At 60.9% G+C, this 23649-nt stretch carries 17 protein-coding genes; 8 read left to right on the forward strand and 9 right to left on the reverse strand.

Going from position 1 to position 23649, the window contains the following annotated elements; genetic code table 11:
* Positions 1 to 83: 83 nt before the first annotated feature.
* Entirely contained in the window at positions 84 to 710 is a 627-nt protein-coding gene (ycaC, locus tag ACA070_RS20920) for an isochorismate family cysteine hydrolase YcaC (protein ID WP_497448168.1), read from the reverse strand.
* A gap of 127 nt (positions 711 to 837) precedes the next feature.
* Entirely contained in the window at positions 838 to 1704 is an 867-nt protein-coding gene (locus ACA070_RS20925) for a pirin family protein (protein WP_497448169.1), read from the reverse strand.
* A 104-nt stretch (positions 1705 to 1808) separates the two neighbouring features.
* On the opposite strand from ACA070_RS20925, the gene ACA070_RS20930 reads away from it, so the two are divergent.
* From ACA070_RS20930 to dkgB, 3 genes are all read left to right on the forward strand, one after another.
* Entirely contained in the window at positions 1809 to 2717 is a 909-nt protein-coding gene (locus tag ACA070_RS20930) for a LysR substrate-binding domain-containing protein (RefSeq protein ID WP_497448170.1), read from the forward strand.
* Positions 2718 to 2812: 95 nt separating this feature from the next.
* Positions 2813 to 3352 carry a PaaI family thioesterase gene (locus tag ACA070_RS20935; protein WP_497448171.1) on the forward strand — a complete coding sequence of 180 codons (540 nt, stop codon included), beginning with the start codon at positions 2813 to 2815 and terminating at the stop codon, positions 3350 to 3352.
* A gap of 208 nt (positions 3353 to 3560) precedes the next feature.
* Positions 3561 to 4364 carry a 2,5-didehydrogluconate reductase DkgB gene (gene dkgB / locus ACA070_RS20940; RefSeq protein ID WP_497448172.1) on the forward strand — a complete coding sequence of 268 codons (804 nt, stop codon included), beginning with the start codon at positions 3561 to 3563 and terminating at the stop codon, positions 4362 to 4364.
* Positions 4365 to 4367: 3 nt separating this feature from the next.
* Here the strand turns inward: dkgB and ACA070_RS20945 are convergent, their stop codons facing one another.
* From ACA070_RS20945 to ACA070_RS20970, 6 genes are all read right to left on the reverse strand, one after another.
* Complete coding sequence (locus ACA070_RS20945) at positions 4368 to 7592, reverse strand: transporter substrate-binding domain-containing protein (RefSeq protein ID WP_497448173.1); 3225 nt, start codon at positions 7590 to 7592, stop codon at positions 4368 to 4370.
* The gene (locus tag ACA070_RS20950) at positions 7593 to 8213 is read right to left on the reverse strand and encodes a response regulator (protein WP_462027972.1); all 621 of its coding nucleotides are present in this window, start codon (positions 8211 to 8213) and stop codon (positions 7593 to 7595) included.
* Positions 8214 to 8355: 142 nt separating this feature from the next.
* Positions 8356 to 8766 carry a response regulator gene (locus tag ACA070_RS20955; protein WP_497448174.1) on the reverse strand — a complete coding sequence of 137 codons (411 nt, stop codon included), beginning with the start codon at positions 8764 to 8766 and terminating at the stop codon, positions 8356 to 8358.
* Between the two features lie 102 nt (positions 8767 to 8868).
* Positions 8869 to 11571 carry a magnesium-translocating P-type ATPase gene (gene mgtA, locus ACA070_RS20960; RefSeq protein ID WP_497448175.1) on the reverse strand — a complete coding sequence of 901 codons (2703 nt, stop codon included), beginning with the start codon at positions 11569 to 11571 and terminating at the stop codon, positions 8869 to 8871.
* A 521-nt stretch (positions 11572 to 12092) separates the two neighbouring features.
* Complete coding sequence (locus tag ACA070_RS20965; RefSeq protein WP_497448176.1) at positions 12093 to 13430, reverse strand: lysine N(6)-hydroxylase/L-ornithine N(5)-oxygenase family protein; 1338 nt, start codon at positions 13428 to 13430, stop codon at positions 12093 to 12095.
* 122 nt (positions 13431 to 13552) lie between these two features.
* Entirely contained in the window at positions 13553 to 14035 is a 483-nt protein-coding gene (locus tag ACA070_RS20970) for a sigma-70 family RNA polymerase sigma factor (RefSeq protein WP_497448177.1), read from the reverse strand.
* Positions 14036 to 14357: 322 nt separating this feature from the next.
* Between ACA070_RS20970 and ACA070_RS20975 the strand changes: the two genes are divergently transcribed.
* From ACA070_RS20975 to ACA070_RS20985, 3 genes are read left to right on the forward strand one after another with little or no spacing between them, the layout of a single operon-like run.
* Positions 14358 to 15530, forward strand: coding sequence for an efflux RND transporter periplasmic adaptor subunit (locus ACA070_RS20975; RefSeq protein ID WP_497448178.1), 1173 nt, complete (start codon positions 14358 to 14360; stop codon positions 15528 to 15530).
* Positions 15531 to 17504, forward strand: coding sequence for a MacB family efflux pump subunit (locus ACA070_RS20980; RefSeq protein WP_497448179.1), 1974 nt, complete (start codon positions 15531 to 15533; stop codon positions 17502 to 17504).
* Positions 17505 to 17511: 7 nt separating this feature from the next.
* On the forward strand, positions 17512 to 18906 hold the full coding sequence (locus ACA070_RS20985; protein WP_497448180.1) for an efflux transporter outer membrane subunit: 1395 nt from the start codon (positions 17512 to 17514) through the stop codon (positions 18904 to 18906).
* A gap of 138 nt (positions 18907 to 19044) precedes the next feature.
* On the opposite strand, the gene pvdP is transcribed toward ACA070_RS20985, so the two are convergent.
* Entirely contained in the window at positions 19045 to 20673 is a 1629-nt protein-coding gene (gene pvdP / locus ACA070_RS20990; RefSeq protein WP_497448181.1) for a pyoverdine maturation tyrosinase PvdP, read from the reverse strand.
* A 252-nt stretch (positions 20674 to 20925) separates the two neighbouring features.
* Between pvdP and pvdM the strand changes: the two genes are divergently transcribed.
* Complete coding sequence (gene pvdM / locus ACA070_RS20995) at positions 20926 to 22275, forward strand: pyoverdine-tailoring dipeptidase-like protein PvdM (protein WP_497448182.1); 1350 nt, start codon at positions 20926 to 20928, stop codon at positions 22273 to 22275.
* Positions 22276 to 22304: 29 nt separating this feature from the next.
* On the forward strand, positions 22305 to 23585 hold the full coding sequence (pvdN, locus tag ACA070_RS21000) for a pyoverdine-tailoring periplasmic protein PvdN (protein ID WP_497448183.1): 1281 nt from the start codon (positions 22305 to 22307) through the stop codon (positions 23583 to 23585).
* Positions 23586 to 23649 lie beyond the last annotated feature (64 nt).

Below are 23649 nucleotides of genomic sequence, written 5' to 3' on the forward strand. Positions count from 1 at the left end.
GTTGATCAGTTACATTTGCAGTGACTGTCAGATCGCTATCGCGAGCAGGCTCGCTCCCACAGGGGTGATGTGTGTTGCCAGGGTTACTTGTCGCTGGTCAGGGCGTTGTAGCTGGTAAACAGGTTGCGGTAGTCCGGGATATGGTTGGAGAACAAGGTGCCCAGGCCTTCCACGTCGTTTCGCCAGTCGCGATGCAGCTCACAGGCCAGGCCGAACCAGGTCATCAATTGCGCGCCGGAGGCCGACATGCGATCCCAGGCCGATTGACGGGTCAGTTCGTTGAAGGTGCCGGAAGCGTCGGTCACCACGAACACGTCGAAGCCTTCAGCCAGGGCCGAGAGTGCGGGGAAAGCCACGCAAACCTCAGTCACCACGCCAGCGATGATCAGTTGTTTCTTGCCGGTCGCCTTGATCGCCTTGACGAAGTCTTCGTTGTCCCAGGCATTGATCTGGCCGGGACGGGCAATGTACGGTGCGTCCGGGAACAGCGCCTTGAGTTCAGGCACCAGCGGGCCGTTCGGGCCGGTTTCGAAACTGGTGGTGAGGATCGTTGGCAGCTTGAAGTACTTGGCCAGGTCAGCCAGGGCCAGCACGTTATTTTTGAAACGGTCGGGCTCGATGTCGCGCACCAGAGAAAGCAGGCCTGCCTGGTGATCGACCAACAGAACGGCGGCGTTATCCTTGTCGAGACGTTTGTAAGAAGTAGTCATGGGAGTAATCCTCGCTTTATATCGATGCCGAACGGCTCGGCTTGAATGAATCCTGATGTCGGTTAAAACGCGGCCAGGCAAGGGTAGTCGCCCAAGTCCGGCACGCCAGCGCAGTCCAACAATGTGTTCAATCGCTCATCCGACCGAACCGGCCGGACTGAAAGTCAGCAAAGGCCTGATGAATCTCTTGCTCGCTGTTCATCACGAACGGACCGTGGCCGACAATCGGTTCGTCGATCGGCTCGCCGCTGAGCAGCAACACCACAGCGTCGTTATTGGCTTCCAGGCTGAGCTGATGGCCATCGCGCTCGAACAACGCCAACTGCCCTTCACGCACCAGTTCCTGGCCATTGACCTGAACCGTGCCGCGCAGCACCACCAGCGCGGTGTTGCGACCTTCGTGCAAATCCAGGATCAACGACTTGCCGCCGTTGAGGCGCAGATCCCAGACGTCGATTGGCGTGAACGTGCGTGCCGGACCGGTGTGCCCCTCGAACTCGCCAGCGATCAAGCGCAGGCTGCCGGCCTTGTCCTTGAGCGGGATGCTCGGGATGTCGCCATCGAGAATCGTCTGGTAACCGGCTTCGGCCATTTTGTCCCTGGCCGGCAGGTTGACCCATAGCTGAACCATTTCCAGGGTGCCGCCGGTTTTGGCGAACCCTTCGGAGTGGAATTCCTCATGGAGAATCCCCGAGGCCGCGGTCATCCATTGCACATCGCCAGGGCCAATCTTGCCGCCGCTGCCGGTGGAGTCGCGGTGCTCCAGTTCGCCCTTGTAAACGATAGTCACGGTTTCGAACCCGCGGTGCGGATGCTGACCAACGCCACGACGTTCGGTGGTCGGGGTGAATTCGGCAGGGCCCGCATGATCGAGCAGCAAAAACGGGCTGATGTGTTTGCCGAGGTTGTCGTAGGAAAACAGCGTGCGAACCGGAAAACCGTCGCCGACCCAGTGGGTCCGTGGGCTGGTGTAGATACCGATGATGTTTTTCATCCTGCCTCCAAATTCGTTGTTTGACGCGATGGATAAAGCTTAAAACCGCAGCCTTTGATGCACTAGACTGCAAAAATCAGCCTTAGCGTTCTATCTGGAGAACGATGGTGGAAGACCTCAACACCCTTTACTACTTCACCCAAGTGGTGGAACACGGCGGTTTCGCCCCGGCCGGGCGAGCGCTGGACATGCCCAAGTCCAAGCTCAGCCGGCGCATTGCCGAGCTTGAGGACCGCCTCGGTGTACGCCTGCTGCACCGCACCAGCCGACACTGTTCGCTGACTGAAATCGGCCAGGCCTATTACCAGCGCTGCCTGGCCATGCGTGTGGAAGCGGAAAGCGCCGCCGAACTCATCGAACGCAATCGCTCCGAGCCACAAGGGCTGGTGCGCATCAGTTGCCCGACGGCGCTGCTCAACTCCTGGGTCGGGCCGATGCTGACCCGCTACATGCTCAAGTACCCGTTGGTGGAGTTGTTCATCGAGAGCACCAACCGCCGGGTCGACCTGATTCACGAGGGGTTCGACATCGCCCTGCGAGTGCGCTTTCCACCGCTGGAAAACACCGACATGGTGATGAAGGTGCTGGGCAACAGTACGCAGTGCCTTGTGGGCAGCCCGGCCTTTCGCGAACGCCTGTCGTCGCCCGCCTCCCCGGCCGATCTCAGTGGTTTGCCGAGCCTGCACTGGGGTGCCGCACAACGCGAATATCAGTGGGAATTGTTCGGCGCAGACGGCGCCAGCGCGATGATTCGACACGCACCGCGGATGGTCACCGATGACCTGTTGGCCTTGCGCCATGCCGTGCTCGCCGGGATCGGCGTTGCGCACCTGCCAAGCGTGGTGGTGCGCGATGACATCACGGCCGGGCGACTGGTTGAACTGGTGCCAGGGTGGGCGCCGAAATGCGGAATCGTGCACGCAATCTTTCCGTCACGTCGCGGGCTGCTGCCCTCGGTGAGAGCGTTGATCGACTTTCTAGGCGAGGAATTCAGCCTCAGCGACATCGCTTGAGAACTCGACACGCGGGGCTGGCGGAGTTTTTATTTCGGACATAATATCGGTGCGAATTACAACCATAATATCCGCTCCCGCCTGAGGACATCATCATGCAAAGCCCCAACCGCGACGTCAACCTCGCCCAATGGATCGCCCAGGAACAGGCCATGCGCTCGCGTCTGGCCGGGCCGGGCAGTTTGTCCATGGCCGAGGTCAGCGCGCTGTCGCCCGCCGAGTTTTTCGAGGGTATCGGCGACGGTGTACTGCCTTCACCGCCCATCGGCGCCTTGATGGATTTCATCCCGATCGAATGGTCGGCCGGGCTGTTCATTTTCCAGGGCACGCCGGATTCACGGCATTACAACCCGCTGGGCAGCGTGCATGGCGGCTATGCGGCGACCTTGCTGGATTCGTGCATGGGCTGCGCGATTCATACGCAACTGAAGAAGGGCCAGGGGTATACGACGCTGGACTTGCGCATCAGCTACGTCCGCGCATTGACCGGTGCCAGCGGACCGGTTCGGGCCGAGGGCAAAATTGTGCATTTGGGTCGTTCCACTGCGCTGGCCGAGGGGCGGATTTATGATGTGGATGGGCGGTTGTATGCGACCGGGTCGACCACTTGCATGATTCTTGAGGCTCGGGGGTAAGGCTCAAGATCGAAAGATCGCAGCCTCGTTTCACTCGACAGCTGCTACAGGGGATTGCGTACGGTGTAGCAGCTGTCGAGTGAAACGAGGCTGCGATCTTTTGATTCATGACTTGCGGTAAACATTGCTTTGCCCATCCAGCGGTTTTTCCCGGGGAGGCAGCCGGGGATACTCCAGTCCATTCCCACTGCAACCCTTGGAGTCATTGATGTCTATTCCCGCATTCGGTCTCGGTACCTTTCGCTTGCAAGGCCAGGTGGTCATCGATTCGGTGAGCACCGGCCTGGCGCTGGGCTACCGGGTGATCGACACCGCGCAAATCTATGAAAACGAAGCCGAGGTCGGCGAGGCCATCGCCGCCAGCGGTATCGCCCGTGAAGAGCTGTTCATCACCAGCAAAATCTGGGTCGCCAACTTCGCCAAAGACCGGTTGATCGACAGCCTCAAAGAGAGCCTGCGCAAACTGCAAACCGACTACCTGGACCTGACGCTGATCCACTGGCCGTCCCCGGAAGATCAAGTACCGGTCGAGGAGTTCATGGGGGCCTTGCTCGAAGCCAAACGACTGGGTCTGACCCGGCAGATCGGTGTCTCCAACTTCACGGTCGACCTGATGCAGCAGGCGATTGCAGCGGTCGGAGCCGAGAACATCGCCACCAATCAGATCGAGCTGCACCCGTACCTGCAAAACCGCAAAGTCGTCGAGTTTGCCCAGCAGCAGGGCATCCAGATCACCTCCTACATGACCCTGGCCTACGGCGAAGTGTTGAAAGACCCGGTCATCCAGCAAATCGCTGATCGTCTGCAGGCAACCCCGGCCCAAGTCACACTGGCCTGGGCCATGCAGCTGGGTTACGCGGTCATCCCCTCCTCCACTAAACGCGCCAACCTGCAAAGCAATTTGCAAGCCTGTGCCCTGCAATTGAGCGAGGTCGACATGGCGTTGATCGCAGGCCTGGAGCGCGGCCATCGATTGACCAGCCCGAAAGGCATCGCGCCGCACTGGGATTAAGCGTCAGCCCTGCTTTAGGCTCTGATCGAGACGTTGCATGGCGTGCTGCAAATGATTGACGGCTTCGTCGACCGATGCTCCAAGCCCCCCGCCGCAGGCACGTTCCAGCGCCTCGCAACACTCGATCAGCCGCTGAGCCCGGACCATGCGCGCACCGCCCTTGATGCGGTGCGCCAGGTCATGCAGAACGGGAAGATTTTTGCCGGCGTGGGCTTGAAGCAGATGTTCACGGTCATCCCGATTGGTCACTGCCAGTTGGCGCAGCAATTGATTGATCAACGTCCGGTCTTTTCCGACGTATTGCTCCAGCCCGCTCAAGTCGATCTCGGACGATGAGGGTGGTTCGACCGTCGTCTCTACAAACCGGTCAGCCAACCACACACTCAGGTCCGCCAGCCGAATGGGTTTGAACAGGCAGTCGTCCATGCCCGCTTCAAGGCACAGGACCTTTTCCTCAGGCTGCGCATTGGCGGTAAAACCCAGAATCAGCGTCGGCGGCAGGCGTTGCGCGTGCTCTTCATCGCGTATCGCGCCGGTTAATTCATAACCGTCGAGCTTTGGCATATTGCAGTCAGTAATAACCACATCAAACTCGTGGCCCCCCCACAGTTCCAGCCCCTGCTCGCCATCCTCGGCCTCCATCACGCGATGCCCCAGATAGCTCAGCTGACTTGAGAGCAACAGCCGATTGGGCGGGTGATCGTCGACCACCAGAACAGTCAGTGGCCGCGTGGGGACTGGCACCACCGCCCTGTTGAGCGATTCATCGGCAGGCAGCGCTTTCAACGCGATCAGCGACAGGCTGATCTCGACCTGCGAACCCCGTCCGAGGACGCTGCTCAGCACCAGCCGGCCGCCCATCATTTCGCACAACGTGCGGCTGATCACCAACCCCAGCCCGGCCCCCGTGCGCGCAGATTGCTGGCTGTTACCGGCCTGAACGAACGGACTGAACAACCGCTGCTGGTCGGCTGCGCTGATGCCAATGCCACTGTCTTGAATAAGCACATTCACCACTAAATGCCCCGACGTACCGGGTGATAACCGAAGCGTCAGGCTCACTTCGCCTTCGCGGGTGAACTTGATCGCATTGCTCAACAGATTGGACAACACTTGCTTGAAGCGTGTGGGGTCGATCAACACCTCTCGGTCGCTACGTGGGTCCAGGTCGACGCGCCACGCCAGATGCTTTTCCCGGGCAAGTCCTTCAAAGATCCGGCACACCGACGCCACCAGATCATGCAGATTGACGCGTTCGGGCGTCAGCGATAAATGCCCTGACTCAATACGCGCGATGTCCAGAATATCGCCGATCAACGCCAGCAACTGCTGCGCCGCCGTGGAGGCGACTTCGAGGGAGACGCGATCGGCGACCCCCTCTTCTGCACGCTTGCAGGCCATTTCCAGAAAGCCGATCAGGGCACTCATCGGTGTGCGGATTTCATGGCTCATGGTCGCCAGGAATGTGGTTTTCGCGCGACTGGCATCGTCCGCCGCATCCTTGGCCTCCTGTAACTGCTGCATCCACTGCTGGCGCTGGCGAATCTGCCGACGCTGCCAGGCGATCCACCCCAGGGCCAGCAACAACAACGCCGCGGCCGCGGCAAACCCCTGCAAAATACCTTGGCGATGACGCAGCCAATAACTGTCATCGACCACCACATCATTGCTCCAGCGGGCGACCAGAACTTCCATTTCCTCGGGCGAAATGCTCAGCAGCGCCTTGTTCAAAATCGAGTTCAACACCGGCTCGTCACGGCCGGTTGCCATGGCGATGCGCGCCGGTTCATCGCCTACGGTGCTGCTGATCCGTAAACGTCCCTGGTAATACCGGGCAATCAGGTAGCGGGTCATGTACAAAGAACTGAGCGCGGCATCGGCCTGCCCCTTCGCCACAAATTCCAGACCTTGGGCCGGGTTTTGTACGTCCACCATCTGCACCTGCGGCGCCCGCGCCTGAATGAATGCGCGCATTGGGTGACGGGGATAAATCGCCAGGCGTTTACCGGCCAGATCGTCCAGCGTCGTCGGGCTACCGGGGGTCGTTGCACTGACCAGGACGAACGGATTGGTCACATAGGACCGGGTGAAGTGCAGTCCGGCGACCTCTTCAGTCGTGGGGATGATGGCGGGCAAGACATCGATCTCGCCGGCCTTGAGTCGCTGGATCTGCTTGTCCAGGGATTGGCCTCGCAGCACTATGAAATTCAAACCTGTGCGCTGGCTGATCAGCTTCAGCAATTGCGCCGTCAACCCTCTGAATTGTCCCTCGGACGTGTAGAACGTCAACGGCGCAAAGTCGTCGACCACCCCCACCTTCACCATCGGATGCAGATCCAGCCAGCGCTGTTCACTCTCACTCAGACTCACGCGTTGCTGCCCCGCCACTTTGGCCCTGCCGGCGCTCCAGCGCTGTTCGATGACCGAGCGCTGATCCATGGGGATCGCGGCCAGCGCCTTGTCGATGAGGTCCTTCAGCGGCAGGTTGTCCCGGGCCAGTGCGAAGCCGAACGGGTTAGCGTCGAGGCCCGACGGCACCTCCAGATGAACGGAACTGAAGTAGTTGTTGTTGATCAGGTAATTGGCGCTGATGAGGTCACCGAGGTACACGTCATCCTGCCCGTACGCCACCGCCCCGAGCGCATCGAGCGTCGACGGATAACGTTGCAGGCTGGCCTCGGGATAGAACGATTCAACGGTCTGCGCCGGCAGATAGTCATCGGCCATGGCAATGCGTTTACCCGCCAGATCTTCGGGCATGCGCTCGTCCAGGCGGGTGACCAGCATCGGCTGATCTTCAGCGTAGGCCTTGGAGAGTTCCAGCTCGGGGTTGGCCACTTCGAAGTTGTTCGAGGTCCCGAGCAGATCCAGTTCACCGTACTTGAGGGCCTCCATGGCCGCTTCACGCGTGGCATAACGCAGCACCTCGATCTGCACGTTCAGCAATTGCGCGACCAGCGCGGCGTAATCGGCGGTGATGCCTTCCAGCTCATCGTGATTGCGCGTCACCTCGAACGGCGGGTAGTCCGGCCCACTCACCCCGAGGCGCAACACACGCTTGTTGCGCAGCCATTGGCGGTCCTGTTCCTCCAGATGGACCGCGTACCCTTCCACTGTGGAACGCCCCAGCAGCTGCAAGCGCTCGGGCTCGCCGGCGATCGAGGCCAACGCCGGCGGCACGAGGCACACCATCAGGATCAGCAGCAAGCTACGCACGGTCGGGCGCACTCAGATCAGGTGATTGCGGATGGCGAAATCGCGCAGATGCACCGCCGCCACGACCCCCAGTTTTATGATCAAACGCGTTTTGTAGGTGCTGACGGTTTTGTGGCTCAGGTTCATGGCGTCGGCGATCGCCTTGTTGGACAAGCCTCGGGCAAGGTGTTGCAAGATGGTCAACTCGCGGTTGGACAGTGAGTCGATCATCTTTTTTTCGTTGTGTTGCAGTGGGTTCATCGGTCTGGAAATTAGCTGCGCGAAATAGGTATAGCCCGCCCTCAATGCGTGCACAGCCTTGTGCAATTGATCCAGACTGTTGGTTTTTGAGACATACGCCAAAGCCCCACCCCGCATGCAACGCTCCTGGAAAAACAGCGGATCGAGCGAGGTGAAAACCAGCACCACACATGTCCAGTCACTGGACCTGATTCGCTCCAGAAGATCCAGCCCGTTGCCGTCGGGCATCACCAGATCCAGGATCAACAGATCGACCCTATGCTCACGGAGTATCGTCAAGGCTTCCCCGACACTTGCCGCCTCATAAATCTGTTTGAAACCTTCCCGCTCAAGTACAAGCTTGAGTGCGGCGCGAATCACCGGATGATCGTCCACGATCAGCACATTTTTCATGGCAACTTCCTGTGCAAAAACTCAACGAATGCCCACGGGTTCACGCCGGGGCAGACGCAACGGCTGCGCCAAGACTCTTGCATGGAGGAAAGGCAGAATCTACCTGTAAGAAATGACAGTTCCGACGAACGGTATACCGCTCTCACCCGGCGTACCGCTGATCGCGCTCCCTCTGCGATGGATCAATGATTGTCATCAACCGCTGAATGCACACCCCATCTGGAAGCGCTGCGTGGCTCACCTGAATCTTTTGTTGCCCGCAGGCCGGGATCGGCGGCAACTGTGCAAGTTGGCCGTCGAAAATCAGCGCGTGGCGAACCTGCCGGTTATCGAGGAAGTACCTGAGCAAATCCAGTTCGCCCGCCGCCAGCGCGGCATTGACCACCACCAGGTCGAACGGCTCGCAACCGTACTCGATCAGGGTCAGCATTGACGCAAGGTCGTGCACGGGTGCCACTCGGTAATAGTCGAGTTGATTGAACAGCCGTTCGATGATCATCCGGTGAAAGTGCTGCTGGTCGGCGATCAGGATGCGTAAGGCTTTAGTCGGCATCGTAGCCTCTTGGGTGATGGCTGATTTTTGATGCGGCGAGGCTACGGGAGGCGCGCAGAGGTTTCTGTAGGACTTTTCCTAAATGACTGCAGATTCCGACAATTACTGCCATCCGAACCGCCGAATGTAGAACCCCTTCACCGCTTGAGTCAGCGCCATGTACGCCAGCAGAATCACCGGCAGGAACACGAAATACAGCGACGGCAGCGCCTGCAGTTTGAAGTAGTGCGCCAACGGCCCCATCGGCAGGAAGATCCCGACCGCCATGATGATCCCGGTCATGATCATCAACGGCATCGCCGCGCGGCTTTGCAGGAACGGAATTTTCGGTGTGCGGATCATGTGCACGATCAACGTCTGGGTCAGCAGCCCGACCACGAACCAGCCGGACTGGAACAGGGTTTGATGGTCCGGGGTGTTGGCGTCGAACACGTACCACATCAGGGCAAACGTGGTGATGTCGAAGATCGAACTGATCGGGCCGAAAAACAGCATGAAACGCCCGACATCCGCCGGCTGCCAGCGCTGCGGCTTGCTGAGCATTTCTGCATCGACGTTATCGAACGGGATGGCGATCTGCGAAATATCGTAGAGCAGGTTTTGCACCAGCAGGTGCATCGGCAGCATCGGCAGGAACGGGATGAACGCGCTGGCCACCAGCACCGAGAACACGTTGCCGAAGTTCGAGCTGGCGGTCATTTTGATGTACTTGAGCATGTTGGCGAAGGTCCGACGCCCTTCCAGCACGCCCTCCTCCAGCACCATCAGGCTCTTTTCCAAGAGGATGATATCGGCCGCTTCCTTGGCGATGTCCACGGCGCTGTCCACCGAAATACCGATGTCGGCGGTGCGCAGCGCGGGGGCGTCGTTGATGCCGTCGCCCATGAAACCGACCACCTGGCCGTTGCCTTTGAGCAACCGCACGATGCGTTCCTTGTGCGACGGCGTGAGTCTGGCGAAGACGTTGGTGGTCTCGACCGCGACCGCCAGTTGCGCATCGCTCATGCGCTCGATGTCGTTGCCCATCAGCAGGCCTTGTTGCTCCAGGCCAACCTCGCGGCAGACCTTCGCGGTCACCCGTTCGTTATCACCGGTCAGCACTTTTACCGCGACGCCGTGAGCGGCCAGCGCCTTCAGCGCCGGGGCGGTGCTTTCTTTCGGTGGATCGAGGAAGGCGACATAGCCGATCAGCGTCAGTCCCTGTTCATCCGCCAGGCTGTAGGTGTCCCGGCCCTCGATCATGGGGCGCGCGGCGACGGCGACCACCCGCAGGCCTTCGGCATTGAAGGCGGCAGTGACCTGGCGAATCCGCACCAGCAATTTATCGCTCAGTGCTTCGTCAACCACGCCGTGACGCGCGCGCGTGCAGACCGCCAGCACCTCCTCCACCGCGCCTTTGCAAATCAGCAGATGCGGCTGATCGTGCCGGGCGACCACCACCGACATGCGTCGGCGGATGAAGTCGAACGGAATTTCATCGACCTTGCGAAACGCCGTGCCGACCTTCAGTTCACGGTGGATTTCCACGTGCTCCAGCACCGCCACGTCCAGCAGGTTTTTCAGACCGGTCTGGTAGTAGCTGTTGAGGTAGGCCATTTCCAGCACGTCGTCGGAATCGTTGCCCCAGACATCGACATTGCGCGCGAGAAAGATTTTGTCCTGGGTCAGGGTGCCTGTCTTGTCGGTGCACAGCACGTCCATGGCACCGAAGTTCTGGATCGCGTCGAGGCGTTTGACGATGACTTTTTTACGCGACAGGAACACCGCACCTTTGGCCAGGGTCGAGGTGACGATCATCGGCAGCATTTCCGGGGTCAGGCCCACGGCAATCGACAGCGCGAACAACAGCGCCTGGGTCCAGTCGCCTTTGGTAAAGCCGTTGATGAACAGCACCAGCGGTGCCATGACAAACATGAAGCGGATCAACAGCCAGCTGACTTTGTTGACCCCGGTCTGGAACGAGGTCGGTGCGCGTTCGGTGGCGCCGACCCGCTGGGCCAAGGCGCCGAAATAGGTGTTATTGCCGGTGGTGAGGATTACCGCCATCGCCGTGCCAGACACCACGTTGGTGCCCATGAACAGGATGTTCTCGAGGTCCAGCGGATTGCACGTATCGCTGTTCTGCTGGCGCGGGAATTTTTCCACCGGCATCGATTCGCCGGTCATCGCGGCCTGGCTGACGAACAGGTCCTTGGCGCTGAGCACCCGGCAATCGGCAGGGATCATGTCACCGGCCGAGAGCACGATCAGATCGCCCGGCACCAATTGCTTGATCGGCAACTCGATACGTGGCGCATCACGGCGCATCACCGTGGCAGTGTTGCTGACCATCGCCTTGAGCGCGTCGGCGGCCTGGTTGGATTTGGTTTCCTGCCAGAAGCGCAGCAAGGTGGAGAGCACCACCATCGAGAAAATCACGATGGCGGCTTTCATGTCCTCCGTCAGCCAGGAGATCACCGCGAGCAAGGTCAGCAGCAGGTTGAAGGGGTTTTTGTAGCAGTGCCACAGGTGGGTCCACCACGGTAATGGCTGTTCATGCTCGACCTCGTTGAGCCCGAATTGCTCGCGCAGGGTGTCGGCTTCCAGGTCACTGAGACCGTCGGTGTGGCTGCCGAGTTTTTTCAGCAATGGGCCGGTGTCGTTGTTGGCGGCGGTGACCAGGGTTTGCGCCAGCGTCGGCGGCACTTCACGGCTGACCGTGGTGTCGGTGAAGCTTTCCAGCAGCGCCAGTCGGCGAAAGTGCCGGCCGATGTGACGGGTGCGCAGGAATCCGGCGAAAAATTCCTTGAGCAGGGTAAGGTTCATGGTGTTGCCCCCAGAGTCAGCCGGGAGACCTTCGAGCAGGCGTGTCGAGTCGCTGCGATGACGACAGGCACGTCGAACATCACACACGGTCAAGCGTCGATGAGAGGGATATCGGGACACGGCCAGGGCTGGCTGCGATCGGGATTTCCGCTGCTCGCTTTTCGGCGAGACAACGGCACAACAGGCTGCGCGTTATCTTGCCGGGAAGGTGCCGGTTATCGAAACCGGCCGACTACTGTCACTCGAACAAGTACCCACTGAGGGTCTCCGCTATTGATGAAAACGCGCGAAGCTTACGCCCCGACTTCTGGAGAGTAAACGAAGGAACGGTGGGTGGTGGGGGAATTGCGGGGTTCTTCAGGAAGGGTTCAGCTTTCTGAACATGAGGTGCTTTTTAGGGCCCCATCGCGAGCAGGCTCGCTCCCACAGTGGATCTCCAGTGAACACAGATTCAGTGTAAGACAGAGGTCAAATGTGGGAGCGAGCCTGCTCGCGATGGCGGCCTGACAGGCGACGAAGATTTAGCTGGCAGTCGCTAGCAACAAATCCACCACTGACCGGCTATGCCCACGGTTCTTGCCATGGTCATACAAGGAACCGGCAATCTCATCCGCCCGAATCGGCAGGATCGACAACAGGGTGTCGCTCAAACCATGGCTCGCCTGGCAGAAGCCCTGCATATAAATGCCGGCTTTGCAGCGTTCATCGGTAATCAGTTTGTAGTTGCGATCCACCTCGAAATCACCCAGGTATTGCTCCAGCGGCGCCAGCAGTTTGCGGTGCATCTGGCGTTCGTAACCGGTGGCCAGGACCACGGCATCGTAGAGACGAACCGTCACTTCACCGGTGGCATTGTTGCGCACCGCCAGCTCGATGCCGCGCTCGGTGGCGGTGGCTTTTTCAACGGTGGTCAGGGTACGGAAGGTATGACGCGCGATGCCCGAGACTTTCTGACGATAGAAGATGCCGTAGATGCGTTCGATCAGGTCGATGTCCACCACCGAATAGTTGGTGTTGTGGTACTCGTTGACCAGCCGCTCGCGCTCGCTGCTCGACTGCTGGAACACCAGATCGGTGAACTCCGGCGAGAACACTTCGTTGACGAACGGGCTGTCATCCGCAGGCTTCAGCGCCGAGCCACGCAGGATCATGTCCACCTGCACCGACGGGAAGCTGTCGTTCAAATCGATGAAAGCTTCCGCCGCGCTCTGGCCGCCGCCGATGATCGCGATGCTCATCGGCTGATTGTTCACGCAAGGCTGCCTGGCCATCTGCGCCAGGTACTGGGAGTGGTGGAACACGCGGCCGTCATCCTTCAGCGACTTGAACGCTTCGGGAATGCGCGGCGTGCCGCCGGTGCTGACCACCACTGAGCGAGTGGTGCGCACGTGTTGATGACCCGTGGAGTCGCGAGAGATCACCCGCAGCGCCTCGACCTGTTGGTTGTGCAGCACCGGCTCGATGGTCAGCACTTCTTCGCCGTAGCGGCTCTGCGCTTCAAACTGGCCGGCGACCCAGCGCAGGTAATCGTTGTACTCCATGCGGCACGGATAGAACGTACCGAGGTTGATGAAGTCCACCAGGCGGCCGTGATGCTTGAGGTAGTTGACGAACGAATACGGGCTGGTCGGGTTGCGCAGGGTCACCAGGTCTTTGAGGAAGGAAATCTGCAGCTCGCTTTGGGTCGACAGGGTATTGCCGTGCCAGCTGTAGTTGGGCTGCTTGTCGAGAAACAATACATCCAGCTCGCCCTGGCTAGGCCCGCGCTCTTGCAGAGCGATGGCCAGCGCCAGGTTCGAAGGGCCGAAACCGACGCCGATCAGGTCGTGAACGATGGGCGATGCAATTGCCTGTGTCATTTCCAGTGTCCTCTGGATGAACCCCTCAACAAGGGGAATAAGCCTAAGTGACCTGATGCAGGACAGCAGGTCGTCTGTTGAGTAGGAACGAGGACAATGAAAAAAAATTTAGAGAGAAGGGATCAATGGGCGTCCCACTGCCGCATCCGCACGCGGCAATGTTTCATGGCATTGACGATGTGCTTCTCCACCAGCGCGCGCGAGATGCCAAGTTGTTCAGCAATTTCCGGGTGCGACAGGCCATCGATCTTGCGCAGCAGAAAACTTTCGCGACACAGCCGTGGCAATTCCGCCAAGGCACGCTGGAGCATCTCCAGACGCTGGCCGTGATCGATGCAGTTGTGCGGCGATGGCGTGAAGTAGCGCTCTTCGTTGTCGAGCACGTCCAGCGACTCGACCTGACGCAAGGCATTGCGCCGATGATCGTCGATCACCAGGTTCAGCGCGGTGCGATAAAGGAATGCCCGGGGCTGCTCGATCGGCGTGTCACTGGAACGCTCCAGCACCCGCAGATAAGCGTCATGCACCACATCTTCGGCCACCTGACGGTTGCCTAGCTTGGCGTTCAGGAAACACACCAGCTCGCGATAGTAGTTTTCCAACATGACTCCCGGCCGCACAGAGTGCGGTTTTCTGTCCTTGAGCCACTTCGGCGACCGCCGAAATAGGCAATGGCAAGATGGTGGCAGTTCGAGCCGCGTAATTTATAGTAATTCTCATATAGATTTAAAGTGCTGGTTTGACTTACCTGATAAATAGTCATGTGCTACACCTGTAACCCTATATGTCCGCGCCTAAATTCCCCGCTACTTTCCTCGTTTACAGGACAGCTCCCCGTGTCTGTCGGCTCACCGACAGCGTTTGGCTGTCGCCGGTTTATGTGCGCAGGCTGAACGACGGGCCGATATCCATTGGCCGGAACCCTGCATGAAACGTCCCCGACAGACCCGACGCGCCCTGCTTGTAGCACTTTGTCTGATCCCCGTTATTGCCATCGCCGCCTGGCAAGTGATCCCGCCTGGGCGGGACAAATTCGCTACCGTGCAAGTCAGCCGTGGCGACATTGAAAGCAGCGTCACCGCGTTGGGCACCCTGCAACCGCGGCGTTATGTCGACGTCGGCGCGCAGGCGTCCGGGCAGATCCAGAAGATTCACGTGGAAGTCGGCGACGTGATCAAGGAAGGCCAACTGCTGGTGGAGATCGATCCGTCGACCCAGCAGGCGAAGCTCGACGCCGGACGCTTCTCCATCGAGAACCTCAAGGCGCAGCTCCAGGAACAGCGCGCCCAGCACGAACTGGCCCGGCAGAAGTTCCAGCGCCAACAGAACCTCAAGGCCGGCGGCGCGACCCGCGAAGAAGACGTGCAAACCGCCCAGGCCGAACTGCACGCCACCCAAGCGCGCATCGACATGTTCCAGGCGCAGATCCGCCAGGCCCAAGCCAGCCTGCGCAGCGATCAGGCCGAACTCGGTTACACGCGGATCTACGCGCCGATGGCCGGCACCGTGGTCGCCCTCGACGCCCGGGTCGGCCAGACCCTGAATGCCCAGCAGCAAACACCGCTGATTCTGCGCATCGCCAAGTTGTCGCCGATGACCGTGTGGGCCGAAGTCTCGGAAGCCGACATCGGCCACGTCAAACCCGGCATGACCGCGTGGTTCACCACCCTCAGCGGCGGCAACCGGCGCTGGAGCAGCACCGTGCGGCAGATTCTGCCGGTGCCGCCCAAGCCGCTGGACCAGACCAGCCAGGGCGGGGGCAGCCCGGCCAGTTCGAGCAAAAGCGGCAGCGCGCGCGTGGTGCTGTATACGGTGTTGCTGGACGTCGATAACGCCGACAACGCGTTGATGGCGGAAATGACCACCCAGGTCTTCTTCGTTTCCGATCAGGCGAAAAACACCCTGACCGCGCCTATCGCAGCGTTGCAGGCCGGCACTGAAGCGAATATGCAAATTGCCCAGGTCGTCGCCAAAAACGGCAGCATCCAGCAGCGCGACGTGCGCACCGGCATCAGCGATCGTCTGCGGGTGCAGATCCTCGACGGTTTGCAGGAAGGCGATCACCTGCTGATCGGCCCGGCTGACGGGAGTGGCGGCTGAATGCAGACGCCCCTGATCGACCTGCAGGACATTCGCAAAGCCTACGGCGGCGGCGATTCACCGGAAGTTCATGTATTGCGCGGCATCGACCTTTCGATCCATGCCGGGGAATTCGTGGCGATTGTCGGCGCCTCCGGCTCCGGCAAATCGACGCTGATGAACATCCTCGGTTGCCTCGACCGCCCCACGTCGGGCGAATACCGCTTCGCCGGGCAAAACGTCGCCGCCCTCGACAGCGACGAGCTGGCCTGGCTGCGCCGCGAAGCCTTTGGTTTTGTGTTCCAGGGTTATCACCTGATCCCGTCCGGCTCTGCCCAGGAAAACGTCGAGATGCCGGCCATCTATGCAGGCTTGCCGGCGGCGGAACGCCACGCCCGCGCCGCCGCCCTGCTCGACCGCCTCGGCCTGGCCTCGCGCACCAGCAACCGCCCGCATCAGCTCTCTGGTGGTCAGCAACAACGGGTGTCGATTGCCCGCGCCTTGATGAACGGCGGCCACATCATCCTCGCCGACGAACCCACCGGCGCCCTCGACAGCCACAGCGGCGCCGAGGTAATGACCCTGCTCGACGAGCTGGCGAGCCAGGGCCACGTGGTGATCCTCATTACCCACGACCGCGAAGTGGCGGCCCGGGCCAAACGCATCATCGAAATCCGTGACGGGTTGATCATCAGCGACAGCGCCCACGAAAACCCTGAAGCGCAAACCTCGGCCAACCCCGGCGCGCTGCAAGCGGTGGATCTGCGCAAGCGCCTGACCGAAGGTGCGCAAGCCAACGGTGCGTGGAAAGGCGAGCTGATTGACGCCGTACAAGCCGCGTGGCGGGTGATGTGGATCAACCGTTTTCGCACGGCACTGACGCTGCTCGGGATCATCATCGGCGTGGCGTCGGTGGTGGTGATGCTGGCCGTCGGCGAAGGGAGCAAGCGCCAGGTGATGGCGCAAATGGGCGCCTTCGGCTCGAACATTATTTACCTCGGTGGCTCATCACCGAACCCGCGAACGCCGTTGGGCATCGTCACCCTGGATGATGTCGCGGCGGTGGGAAGCCTGCCGCAGGTGACGCGGATCATGCCGGTCAACGGCCAGGAAGCCGGGGTGCGCTTCGGCAACCTCGACCACTTGAGCTACGTCGGCGGCAACGACACCAATTTCCCGGCCATTTTCAACTGGCCAGTGGTGCAAGGCAGCTATTTCACCCAGGACGATGAACGCAACGCCGCAGCAGTGGCCGTGATTGGCCACAAGGTGCGGACCAAGTTGCTCAAGGACGTGGCCAACCCGATCGGCCAGTACATCCTGATCGAGAACGTGCCGTTCCAGGTGGTCGGCGTGCTCGCGGAAAAAGGCGCCAGCTCCGGCGACTCCGACAGCGACGACCGCATCGCCATCCCGTATTCCGCCGCGAGTGTGCGGCTGTTCGGCACCCACAATCCCGAGTACGTGGCCATCGCCGCTGCCGACGCGCGCAAGGTCAAGGAGACCGAAATCGCCATCGAGCAATTGATGCTGCGCCTGCATAACGGCAAGAAGGATTTCGAACTGACCAACAACGCCGCGATGATCCAGGCCGAAGCGCGCACGCAAAACACCCTGTCGCTGATGCTGGGCTCGATTGCCGCGATTTCGCTGCTGGTGGGCGGGATCGGGGTGATGAACATCATGCTGATGACCGTGCGCGAGCGAACCCGGGAGATCGGCATCCGCATGGCCACCGGCGCCCGCCAGCGCGACATCCTCCGTCAGTTCCTGACGGAAGCGGTGATGCTGTCGGTGGTCGGCGGCCTCGCCGGGATCGCCCTGGCGCTGATCGTCGGTGGTGTGCTGATCCTCAGCGAAGTCGCCGTCGCGTTCTCCTTGATAGCGGTGCTCGGCGCCTTCGGCTGCGCCCTGGTCACCGGTGTTGTCTTCGGCTTCATGCCGGCCCGCAAAGCTGCCCGACTCGACCCGGTCACGGCCCTTACCAGTGAATGATCTCTCCATGAAGCCGCAACTGAGTTTACTGACCCTCTGCCTGTTGCTCGGCGCCTGCGGCACGCCCGCCCAGCGCCCGGACAGCGGCATTGCGCCGCCCTCCTCCTGGCAATCGCCGCACACGCAAAGCGCCACCCGCAGCAACCTGCAATGGTGGACGCAGTTCGGCAGCCCGCAGCTGGATCAACTGATCGAGCAGGCGCGGGTCGGCAGTTACGACCTGGCCGCCGCCATCGCACGGGTGCGCCAGGCGCAGGCTGAAACGGTGGTTGCTGGCGGTTCGCAGCTACCCGAAGTCAAGGGTGCCCTGAACGCCAATCGACAAAAACTGCTGCGCGGCAACGGTTACAGCCAACTCGATGCCGACAGCGATAACAAGGCCGTCGATTACTTCAACGCCAGCCTCACCGCCAGTTACGAAATCGATTTCTGGGGCGGTCAACGGGCATCCCGTGACAGCGCGCAATTCGCTTTGCAGGCCAGCGAGTTCGATCAGGCGACTGTGGAGTTGACGCTGCTTAGCGGCGTTGCGAATACTTACGCGCAGGCCTTGTCGCTGCGCGAGCAAAGTCGCATCGCCGAGCTGAATCTGGCGAACGCTCAGAACGTGTTGAAACTGGTGCAGACGCGCTTTGATTCAGGCTCTGCGACGGCGCTGGAACTGGCGCAGCAGAAAAGCCTGGTGGCGGCGCAACAACGGCAATTGCCGCTGGTGCAGCAACAGGCGCAGGACGCTTTGATCGGATTGGCCGCCCTGCTCGGTCGGCCGGTTCAGGAGCTGGCGCTGGGCCAGGAGCGCTTTGAGCAACTGTCATGGCCGACCATCGCGGCCGGCGTACCCAGCGAACTGCTCACCCGTCGTCCGGACATTGCCCGCGCCGAAGCGCAGCTTGCCGCCGCACAGGCCGACGTCACCGTCGCCCGCGCGGCAATGCTGCCGAAGGTCACGTTGAGCGCGGAACTCGGATCGGGCGCGGATCGGGCGGCCGACATGCTGCGCAATCCTTTCTATAACCTCACCGCCGGATTGCTTGCGCCGGTGTTCAATAACGGTCGCTTGAGCGCCCAGCGCGATAAAGCCACGGCCCGCCAGGAAGAACTGCTGGAGACGTATCGCGGGGCGATCATCAATGGCTTCGCCGACGTGGAAAAAGCCCTCAACAGCATTCGCGGGCTGGATGCACAGCGCCAGTGGCAAAGCGAAGAACTGAACCAGGCGCAGACCGCATTCAACATCGCGCAAAGCCGTTATCAGGCCGGGGCCGAAGATTTGCTGACGGTGCTGGAAACCCAGCGCACGTTGTACGCGGCGCAGGATTTGAATGTGCAGCTGCGGTTGTCGCGGTTGCAGGCGAGCATTACGCTGTACAAGGCGCTGGGGGGTGGGTGGCAGGTTTTGTAATTTGTGTCGCCCGTGAGGCCGCCATCGCGAGCAGGCTCGCTCCCACAGGGTTCTATGTTTGCCACATATTTTGGGCACGACACATAACCTGTGGGAGCGAGCCTGCTCGCGATTGAACGATAACGCGGTTTCACCTGCTTAAGTGGTAATCGGCTTGGCCTTCAAATGCCGCGCATACCAGGGCCGCTGCGGCACTTTGCGGAACAGGTCCGCCAGTTTCTTCTCGTCTTCGCCGAAGGTAATGCGCAACGCCAGTTTCATGGTTTCGGGGTCCATCTCAACCGACTTGCCCGCCTGCAACCCCGGCGTGGTGCTGCAGCCATGGGTGCTCGGCCCCAGCCACGGATCAGCCACTTCGACCCAACGCCCCGGCGCAAACCACGCCACCCCGTTGACTTCCAGCCGACTGACCTCTTCAGGATGAAAGCGCTCATGCGCACGGAACCAGTCTTCCAGGCGATCATCGATCCAACCGTGAAAATGCCAGAACACCGGATTCACATGGGAGGAAAACGGGTCGCCAAGGAAGTCGTTTTCCGGCGCATACCAGCGCGCGGAGAAGTCTGCCGGATCCCGGGCAAACGGCACCGGCTGGCCATTGGAAGGATCGCGCGGCACCGAGGCCCAGCGCATGTGCAGCCAGTCATGCAGCCCCAGCTCGACCTCTGAACCGAACTGCCCCAAGGTGAGTTTCGACAGATAACGCGGATCACGGTAGCGCGACTCCCAGACCTGGAAGTTGCTGTGGTAAGTCTCGGCGGTTTTGATGTCGCTGACCCATTGCGAGTACTCGGCATCGTCGTCGGCCTGCCAGGTCGGCGGCAGCGCGGTGCCGTCGTGGTTGTCACAGTAATTGGCGAAGCCGATGCGATCGCGGGCCAGTTCCGGCTGCGGCAACGGAAAGTGCTGCCACGACGGCAAGTCCTGCATCGACCGCGCCGTGCCGAGCATGTGCCGGTGCATGAAGAAAAAATCCACGCCCGAGCCGTTGCGATCCTTGCGCGCACCACGGGCATCACGCTCCTTGTCCCGCGGGCCGGGCTGCCAGCCGATGCCACGCAGGGCATTGCGCTTGTCTTCGGACAAGGTGTGCCACTTGTCCCGCGAGGCATGCCAGAGCTGGTGAAACAGCCGATGCTCGGCTGAAACCAGCCAGGCCAGCAGCGGCGCATTGAGACCGGCGCGCTCGCGGGCTTCGGGGAAAACCCGTTTCACGGCGATGAAGCGATTGTCCTGCGCGGTCATCATCAGCGGGCGATCGAGGTTCAACACCCGGCCACTGAGCGTACCGCTGCCGGCATTGCCGAAACCGGCCCAGACTTCGTCCAGCGTCATGCTGAATTCGTAATCCGGCGTGCCGTTGGCGGCGTTGGCACTGACCAGCCGCCAGCTCAATTGCGCCGGTTTGGCTTCCGCCAGATCGCCAAGTACGCGGTAGCGCGGTTCATCGCTGGCACGCAAACGCTGGGCGGTGTCGAGGAACCCGATCAAGCCGCGACCTTTGTGGCCGACGTCGAGAAACAGTTCCAGCCCGTCCCGTGGCAGGCCTTCGATACCGGCGTCACGGCCTTCGAAACGAATCTGCCAGACGCCCCGTAAAGTGTTCGCCAAATGCTGGCCGGCAACATCCGCCACATCGAATGAAGCTTCGCCGGGGGTGATCGTCGGATCCGGCTTCGTCCATTCGCGATGCCCATAAAAAGCCGCAGGCACGGCGGCGCCGGTCAGCGCCAGGCCTGCCATGAACCATCGTCGAGAAATCGTCATTGCCCTACCTGTGTCAGCCATGAAGCAGGCTTTATCCAAGCTAGAACGTTTGTTGCCTCCGAAAATTTAAAAGCATCGCCAGCAGGCTGGCTCCCACAGGTGATCTGTGTCGCTCACAAATCCCCTGTGGGAGCCAGCCTGCTGGCGATGGGGTCATCAGCCCCACTAAATTCCCAACCGGGCCACTCGTTCTTCCCAGATAGCAAAGGCCCCTGCGCCCGCACCGGGGCAACGAACCTGACTGAGATGAACATGAAAAAACCACGTTCAAAAAAGGCGCTGTACCTCGGCCTGCCCCTGGCTCTGGCGATCAGTGCCGGTGCAGGCTTCGCGGCCTGGGATTACTGGTTCAAGGACAATCCCGGTTACCCGGTCAAAGTCATGAAACAGGCCGATGAGCTGCAAGAGCGCATCCTCTCCTTCGATAGCCACGTCACCGTCCCGCTGGATTTCGGCACCGCCGGCAATGAAGCCGACAAGGACGGCACCGGCCAATTCGACCTGGTCAAGACCGGGCGCGGACGCTTGTCCGGCGCGGCCCTGACGATTTTCGGCTGGCCGGAAATCTGGAACGGCGCCAACGCCCCGCATCGCCCCACCGCCGGTTTCGTCGACGAAGCCCGGTTCGAGCAGGAAACCCGCTACAAAATCATCAGCACGATGGTTCGCGACTTCCCCAACCAGGTCGCCATCGCCTACACCCCGGACGATTTCCGCCGCCTGCACGGCGAAGGCAAGTTCGCGATTTTCATGAGCATGCTCAACGCCTATCCGCTGGGCAACGACCTGAACGCCCTGGACACGTGGGCCGCTCGCGGCATGCGCATGTTCGGTTTCAGTTACGTGGGCAACAACGCCTGGGCCGATTCTTCCCGACCGCTGCCGTTCTTCAATGATTCGCGAGACGCCCTCGGTGGCCTGTCGGAGATCGGCAAACAAGCGGTGCATCGCCTCAACGATCTGGGGGTGATCATCGATGTGTCGCAGATGTCGACCAAGGCTCTGGAGCAGGTCGCCCAACTGAGCCGCACCCCGATGGTCGCCTCGCACTCGGCACCGCGTGCACTGGTGGACATCCCGCGCAACCTCAGCGATCAGGAAATGCTGCTGATCAAAAACAGCGGCGGCGTGGTGCAGATTGTCGGCTTCCCGACCTACATCCGCCCGCTGAGCCAGGCCACCCAGGACAAACTCAACGCCCTGCGCGCACGCTTCGACCTGCAACCGTTGCAAGGCCTGGAGATGGCGCTGATGCCGGGCGACCCGATCATCACCGTCTGGTCCGAACAGCGTTTCGGCGAGTACGCCAGCCAGCTCTACGCCATCGTTGACGAAGAACCGAAAGCCACGCTCAAGGACTACGGCGACGCGATCGACTACGCGGTGAAGAAAATCGGTATCGACCACGTCGGCATCAGTTCCGACTTCAACGACGGCGGCGGTCTGGATGGCTGGAAGGATGTCAGCGAAGCACGCAACGTGACGGCCGAGCTGATCAGTCGCGGCTACGGCGAGGCCGATATCGCCAAGCTCTGGGGCGGGAATTTCCTGCGGGTGTGGGACCAGGTGCAGAAGTCGTCCAGACCCGTGGCGAAAAACTGATTCCCTCTTTGCAAAAGCGAACCGAGCTCATGACTAACCGCCGTTCATTCCTCAAGCAGGCCGGTATTCTCGCGGCGGGCCTGCCCCTGAGTTCTGCCGTGAATCTACCGGCGCTGGCTGCCAATCCAACGCCGTTGCCCAAGGACAAATGGGCGCAATTGCGCTCGTTGTTCGACCAGGATCCGGACTACCTGCACTTCGCCAACTTTCTGGTGACGTCCCACCCACGCCCGGTGCGTGAGGCGATTGAACGTCACCGCGCCAACCTCGACCGCAATCCGGGCCTGGCGATGGACTGGGACCTCGGTGAAACCGAAAAACGCGAGCAAGAAGTTCGCGTCTGGGCCGGCCGTTACCTCAAGGCCAAGCCTGAGCAAATCGCGCTCACCGGCAGCACCACTGAAGGCCTGTCGCTGATCTACGGCGGCATCCATGTGCGCCCGGATCAGGAAATCCTCACTACCGAGCACGAACACTACGCCACCCACTATGCCTTGGGTTACCGCCAGCAAAAGGACGGGGTCAAGGTGCGCAAGCTCAAGCTGTTCGAGAACAGCCACAACGTGTCGGCGGATGAGGTGCTGGGTTCGATCGCCAAAGGCATCCGCCCCGAAACCCGCGTGCTGGGCATGACCTGGGTGCAGTCCGGCAGCGGCGTGAAACTGCCGATCGGTGAAATCGGCAAACTGGTGAACGAACAGAATCGCAACCGCGAGGAAAAGGACCGCATCCTGTATGTAGTCGATGGCGTGCACGGGTTCGGCGTCGAAGACCTCGACTTCCCCGACATGCACTGCGACTTCTTTATCGCCGGCACCCACAAATGGATGTTCGGCCCTCGCGGCACCGGGATCATCTGTGCCCGCTCCGCGGAGCTCAAGGATGTGACGCCGACGATTCCGACGTTCTCCGAAGCCACCGCCTTTTCAACCATCATGACGCCGGGTGGCTACCACAGCTTCGAACATCGCTGGGCATTGGACGAGGCGTTCAAGCTGCATTTGGAACTGGGCAAGGCCGAGGTGCAGACGCGCATCCACGCGCTCAACACTTATGCGAAAAACCGACTGCTGGAACACCCGCAGATCGAACTGGTCACGCCAAAGAGCCCGGACCTGTCGGCCGGTTTCACCTTCTTCCGGATCAAGGACCGCGACTGTGAAAAAGTCGCCGTCCAGTTGATGAAAAACCGCGTGGTCTGCGACTCGGTGGACCGTGACGTCGGCCCGGTGATCCGCATCGCACCTGGCCTGCTCAACACCGAAAACCACATCGACCGCTTCATGGCCTTGCTGAGCAAGTTCGCGTGAAGCTTGACCCTGTGGCGAGGGAGCTTGCTCCCGCTGGACTGCGCAGCAGTCCCTTTCTTTGGGG

The organism is Pseudomonas sp. LBUM1678, from assembly GCF_059695575.1.

What these genes read in the sequence shown, in the direction of transcription:
- ycaC (WP_497448168.1), bottom strand. Translation starts at nt 710, where the DNA reads ATGACTACTTCTTACAAACGTCTCGACAAGGATAACGCCGCCGTTCTG.
- ACA070_RS20925 (WP_497448169.1), bottom strand. Translation starts at nt 1,704, where the DNA reads ATGAAAAACATCATCGGTATCTACACCAGCCCACGGACCCACTGGGTC.
- ACA070_RS20930 (WP_497448170.1), top strand. Translation starts at nt 1,809, where the DNA reads ATGGTGGAAGACCTCAACACCCTTTACTACTTCACCCAAGTGGTGGAA.
- ACA070_RS20935 (WP_497448171.1), top strand. Translation starts at nt 2,813, where the DNA reads ATGCAAAGCCCCAACCGCGACGTCAACCTCGCCCAATGGATCGCCCAG.
- dkgB (WP_497448172.1), top strand. Translation starts at nt 3,561, where the DNA reads ATGTCTATTCCCGCATTCGGTCTCGGTACCTTTCGCTTGCAAGGCCAG.
- ACA070_RS20950 (WP_462027972.1), bottom strand. Translation starts at nt 8,213, where the DNA reads ATGAAAAATGTGCTGATCGTGGACGATCATCCGGTGATTCGCGCCGCA.
- ACA070_RS20955 (WP_497448174.1), bottom strand. Translation starts at nt 8,766, where the DNA reads ATGCCGACTAAAGCCTTACGCATCCTGATCGCCGACCAGCAGCACTTT.
- mgtA (WP_497448175.1), bottom strand. Translation starts at nt 11,571, where the DNA reads ATGAACCTTACCCTGCTCAAGGAATTTTTCGCCGGATTCCTGCGCACC.
- ACA070_RS20965 (WP_497448176.1), bottom strand. Translation starts at nt 13,430, where the DNA reads ATGACACAGGCAATTGCATCGCCCATCGTTCACGACCTGATCGGCGTC.
- ACA070_RS20970 (WP_497448177.1), bottom strand. Translation starts at nt 14,035, where the DNA reads ATGTTGGAAAACTACTATCGCGAGCTGGTGTGTTTCCTGAACGCCAAG.
- ACA070_RS20975 (WP_497448178.1), top strand. Translation starts at nt 14,358, where the DNA reads ATGAAACGTCCCCGACAGACCCGACGCGCCCTGCTTGTAGCACTTTGT.
- ACA070_RS20980 (WP_497448179.1), top strand. Translation starts at nt 15,531, where the DNA reads ATGCAGACGCCCCTGATCGACCTGCAGGACATTCGCAAAGCCTACGGC.
- ACA070_RS20985 (WP_497448180.1), top strand. Translation starts at nt 17,512, where the DNA reads ATGAAGCCGCAACTGAGTTTACTGACCCTCTGCCTGTTGCTCGGCGCC.
- pvdP (WP_497448181.1), bottom strand. Translation starts at nt 20,673, where the DNA reads ATGACGATTTCTCGACGATGGTTCATGGCAGGCCTGGCGCTGACCGGC.
- pvdM (WP_497448182.1), top strand. Translation starts at nt 20,926, where the DNA reads ATGAAAAAACCACGTTCAAAAAAGGCGCTGTACCTCGGCCTGCCCCTG.
- pvdN (WP_497448183.1), top strand. Translation starts at nt 22,305, where the DNA reads ATGACTAACCGCCGTTCATTCCTCAAGCAGGCCGGTATTCTCGCGGCG.